This window comes from Mesorhizobium sp. M7A.F.Ca.CA.003.01.2.1 (genome assembly GCF_003998945.1).
Lineage (GTDB): Bacteria > Pseudomonadota > Alphaproteobacteria > Rhizobiales > Rhizobiaceae > Mesorhizobium > Mesorhizobium ciceri.
Genome location: NZ_RZRA01000363.1, coordinates 1 through 5,066, shown reverse-complemented (window position 1 = coordinate 5,066; position 5,066 = coordinate 1). Strand labels below are relative to the sequence as shown.

Annotated in this window: 3 protein-coding genes and 1 pseudogene; 2 read left to right on the top strand and 2 right to left on the bottom strand. The window is 64.4% G+C overall.

Annotated elements, in window-relative coordinates; translation table 11 throughout:
• A pseudogene (locus EN969_RS16115) lies at positions 1 to 2,182 on the top strand (kinesin); the annotation flags it as partial.
• 186 nt (positions 2,183 to 2,368) lie between these two features.
• On the top strand, positions 2,369 to 2,983 hold the full coding sequence (locus EN969_RS16110) for a 3'-5' exonuclease (RefSeq protein ID WP_063170226.1): 615 nt from the start codon (positions 2,369 to 2,371) through the stop codon (positions 2,981 to 2,983).
• Between the two features lie 37 nt (positions 2,984 to 3,020).
• Here the strand turns inward: EN969_RS16110 and EN969_RS16105 are convergent, their stop codons facing one another.
• Positions 3,021 to 3,728 (bottom strand): ABC-type transport auxiliary lipoprotein family protein, encoded by a 708-nt coding sequence (locus EN969_RS16105; protein WP_063167914.1) that lies wholly within the window; start codon positions 3,726 to 3,728, stop codon positions 3,021 to 3,023.
• Positions 3,709 to 5,066: MlaD family protein (locus EN969_RS16100; RefSeq protein WP_164758289.1), on the bottom strand; the 1,358-nt coding region annotated here is incomplete at its 5' end. The genes EN969_RS16105 and EN969_RS16100, both read right to left, overlap by 20 nt.

The following is a 5,066-nucleotide window of genomic DNA, read 5'->3' as shown; positions in this document are numbered from 1 at the left end:
CGCATCGGACCTTGGCCGCATCTTCGATGCCGCCGACCAGCAGCTCGTCTCGCGCATCGCCGAGGGTTCGGAAGCGCTGTCGAGCCGCGCCTCGGAAATCGGCCGTATCTTCGACGACGCGGATCAGCGTCTGGTGTCGCGCATCGCCAGCAGCACCACCACGATCGGCGAGCATGCCGAGACGATCGTCGGCGCCTTTGCCGATACCGAGCAACGGGTTGCCGAACGCGCAAGGCGGACCGGCCAGGAAATGGCCGTGCATGCCCGCGAAATCGAGCAGGCGCTTGCCGGCGCCGACGAGCGTCTCGCCTCGAGCGCGGCGGCCGCGGCAGCCCGTGTCGAAGAGCAGGTCTCGGGCGTCGAGAACCGCCTCGCCTTTACGGCCGAGACGATGGGCCAGAAGCTCAACGAGCAGGTGTCGAACGCCGAGGCGCAACTCGTCTCGCGCGCCAATGTGATCGCCGAGACCTTCACCGCGGTTGGCCAGCATATCGGCCAGAGCACCAACGATGCCGCCAAGACGATCGGCGCCAACACCCGCGAACTCAACACCATGCTCGCGGCGCGTTCGGCCGAAATGTCGAAGATCCTCGACGAAACCGCACGGCCTTTGGTCGAGCGCTTCGCCCAGGGCGGCTCGGAACTGCAAAAGAGCATGGAAGAGGTCACAGAACGCGCCACCGAGAAGCTGCGCAGCGAGAATGCCGCACTTGTCGACGCGCTCGCCAACCGCACCGCCGAAACCTTGTCGGCGGTCGAGGGTGCCCGCTCGTCGCTGTCCGACAGCGTCGCCGACCTCATCGGCCGGATGACCAAGTCCAGTTCGCAGCTCGGTCAGCTGATCGAGCAGGCCGCGGTCAATCTCGGCCAGGTCGATGAACGCCTGAGCGGCAGCACGCAAAGCTTCGCCGCCACCACCGAGAAGGCCGCGCAGACCTTTGCCAGCTCGGCACGTCTGGTCGATTCGAACACGACAAGGCTGACGGAACTGTCGTCGTCCACCTTGCGCGAGGTCGCGTCGATTGCCACCAAGTTCGACGAGCACAGCCGCCTGCTGTCCAGTGCTTCGGACCTGTTGAGCTCGGCCCAGAGCAACCTCGAACACACGCTCGAACGGCAGTCGTCGCTCGAAGACCTCGCCGTCGGCCTGGTCAAGAAGTCGGAAGATCTCGAAAGGGTCATGCGCTCGTTCGAAAATCTCGTCGGCCAGACGCTGCAGAACGCCGAAGGCAAGACGATGGAGTCGGCCGACAAGATCCGCAACGCCATCACCGACGTCGTCGACTCGGCAACCAAGCGCTTTGCCGATGCGACCGAGGAGATGCGGCGCACAGCGGGTTCGATCAAGAGCGAGCTCGACCTGACCCGCGCCGAGCTCAAGAAGGGCGTCATCGAAATGCCGGAAGAGGCCAAGGAATCGACTTCGGCCATCCGCCGCGCCGTTTCCGAGCAGATCAACGCCCTGAAGGAGCTTTCGGACATCGTGGCCAAGTCCGGCCGCGGCGGTGAAGGGTCCGAACCACGCAACCTGCGTCCGGCGCCGCAAGCGCCGGCCGCACGCGCTGCCGAGCCGCCGCGCCGAGCACCGGCACCGCAGCCGGACCTGCGCACGCCTCAGGCGCCCTTGGGCGGCCCTGCATTGCGCGGCACGCTCGACCTTGACCGTCCGACCGAGGCGGCACCGCGTCCGCGCGGCGATGCCAACGCCCGCACGCCGCAGGGTGGCTGGGTGCGCGATCTGCTGACCGCGGCATCGAACGATGAGGACCTCAGGTCGGCAGCTCCCCCAGCGACTGCGGAAGCGCCCCGCGCTACGCCTGCCCAGCGATCGCCCCTTCATGTCGTCGAATCGCTGAACTCGCTCTCCGTCGATATCGCGCGGGCCATCGACCACGATGCTTCGATCGAGCTGTGGAACCGCTACCGGCGCGGCGAGCGTGACGTGTTCACAAGGCGGCTCTACACGCTGAAGGGTCAGCAGACGTTCGACGAGATCCGTCGCAAGTATCAGGCCGAGGCCGAGTTCCGCGCCGCCGTCGACCGCTACTGCGACGATTTCGAGAAGCTGCTCAAGGATGTCTCACGCAACGACCGCGACAACATCATGGCGCAGACCTACCTGACGTCGGACACCGGCAAGGTCTACACCATGCTGGCGCATGCGAGCGGCCGCCTGCACTAAGACGGGAATTGAACAGGCGGGCCATGGTCCCGCCTGTGCCTGCTCTAACGTCCGGCACGCGTTGAACCTGCCCGCAACAGGTCTTGCGAGACTATCGATGCCTTCGGAATCCGCCCTAAGTCGATCTCCCGACGGCGCTATAATTCATCCACAGTACCGCTGCCCTAACGCTCGCAGGGTGTGATCGTGAAGACGGCAATCATTTTCGACTGCGAGTTTCTTTGCCTGGAGGGCTCGCAACGCAGATTCTGGTGCGCGGCCCACGATCCCGACCCGGTGATCGCACAGATCGGCGCCGTCAGGCTTGGACTTGAAGGCGACTTCCCCCTGCTCGGAACACACAAGGCCTATATCAAACCGGTCGACCGGTTTGGTCAGAGATACGCCTTGGACCCATTCTTCACCAAACTGACCGGCATCACCGAGGAAGATTTGGAGACAAAAGGGGTGGCACTAGGGGATGCCCTCGCCGACATCGATCGTTTTTCCGAAGGGGCGCGATTCTGGTCCTGGGGCAAGGACGAATTGAACATGATCGCCATCAGCTGCTATGTCGGGGGCATTCAGCCTTCGATCCCGGCCACCCGGTTTGACAACGCCGTCAAGCTGCTGATCGCAGCCGGAATGCCGATCGAGGATCTGGCGAGAACGCCGAGCAACAAGCTTGCGGATTACTACGGCGTCAAGCACCCGCCATTGCAGGGGCACGATGCGCTCGATGACGCGCTGTCCGTGACCTACACCCTGCAGCACCTGATGAAGACCGGAAAGCTCCGGCCGGAGATCTTCGACCACTTGTAGGTAGAGAAGCCTGATGGGATTCCGGCGCGCGTCGCGCTCAGATCACCGAATCCGTCCAGCGCACGATCTGCCCGGCGGCGTCGCCGAACGCCTTGTCGAGTGCGCTGACATAAGCAGGATTGCCGCTGCCCGAGACGGGTGCGGCTGCGGTGAAGCTCTTGGAAGCACGGACCTCGCCGTTGCGATCGTTCAGGATCCGCACGAACAGATCGACCTCGGCATGTTCGCCGCCGTCGACCCGAACCTCGAATGAGCGGATCTCGACGATCACCTGATAGTCGATCGCCAGGCCCTCGCCCGGCTTGCCGACGCCGGCAAAGCTGCCCGATCGCTGGAAGGTCTCGGCCAGCCGCGCCTGCACGATCAGCGGCAGCCGGTCAGCCCATTGCGCGCCCTTGAGATACTGGATCGAACGATCCGACGGCTTGATGACGATGTTCTGGCTGTCCAGCGCCTTGAGCGCCGACGGCTGCGCGATCAGGATCTGGCGGCGGCTGTGGCCATGCGCGTCGACCGACGGCGCCGACAGCTCGAACGTATCGAGCGGCGCGGGCTTGCCGCCCAACGCCGCACAGCCGGCCAGCGTCAAGGCAAGCAGTGCCGCAGCCGATGTCAACCCGCCCGTTTTCACCCACACAGACTTCACGCGCGATCCCCGTTGTCCCCGGATCGTAAGATCGACCCGCTTTCGCGGCTCATGTTTCTGGGGCGCGCCGGCGCCGAAGTCAACGCCGCGCCCTGCCATCGAATTGCCGAACCTCGCCGTCGCCACCCGACAGGATGCGCTGCGGATTGCGGCTGAGGTCGGTTACCGCCTCCTCGATGCGGCTGATCGAACGGCGGCTGTCCTGCACCAGCGCTTCGACGTTCGAAAGCCCCTGGCCCGAGAATCGCGCCAGATTGTCGGTGATGACGCCAAGGCGGGCATTCAGCGTGTCGGCAACCTGCTTGAACGACTTCAGCGTCGCCCTCGCATCCGCCATCACGCCGTCGGCCTGCCCCGACCCGAGCAAGGTATCGACCTTGGCTAGAATGCCATCGACTCGCACCGAGGCATCGTTGAGCCGTTGCGCGAGCTGCTTTGCGTCCTTGATCGTCTGGTCGATGTCGTCGGCCCGGTTGGCGAACTTGTGGGTCACCTCCGCGATGTCGGCGGCGGCCTTGTCGGCGCTCTCGCTGGCCTTTTGGATGTTGGCGAGCGCCGAGCGCACTTGTGCGGGATCGATACCGTCGAGCACGTTGTCGACCTTGGCCAGCGTGCCTTGCGTCCGTTTGGCGAAGTCGTTGACCGACCCCACGGCTGTATCGACGTTCTTGATCACGCCGTCGAGCTGCTTCGACGTCTGCTTGAGGTTACCGGTTACTGCGTCGACATTGGCGACGATGCTCTTGATCTTGTCCTTGTCGACCGCGTTGAGAAGGCCTTCGGCCGCCTTCAGCGTGCCGTCGAGTTTGCCGGAAACGCCTTTCAGCTCATCGGCCAGCGTGCTGGCCGCGGACAGGAACTTGTCGATGCCGTCCGAATTCTTGGCCAGCGCATCGGAGAAGGTCTGGACGTTCTGGACGGTCTGCGTCAGCGGCCCGCGAACGTCCTTGGTGAAGCCTTCGAGCTCGGTCAGCACCTTGTCGGCGCGGGTGAAGATATTCTGCGCCGTCTGCAAGAGGTTGGTCACCGCCGACGGGTTGGCGACGATCTCGGCGACCTTGCCTTCCTTTTCCGCTTGGTCGAGGAGCTTTACCTCCTTGGGATCGGCGCCCTTGAGTTCGATGTTGGCCTGCCCGGTCAGGCCGGCAAGCCCGATATCGGCTTGCGTCGATTTGGTGATCGGCGTCATGCGGTCGATCTCGGTATCGGCGATGGCAACCGTCGGATTGTCGACATCAATATAGACGCGCTTGACGTCGCCGACCTTGACGCCGTTGAACAGCACGAAACTTCCGCGGCCGAGCCCGGAGGCCGAGCCCGGAATGCGCACGCGCAGCAACGTCGTCTCGCCCTTGTCGCCGATCGCCGCCGTCCAGTAGACGAAGGCAAACGCCGCCAGGATCGCGGCCAGCGTGAAGATGCCGACAATGACGTAGT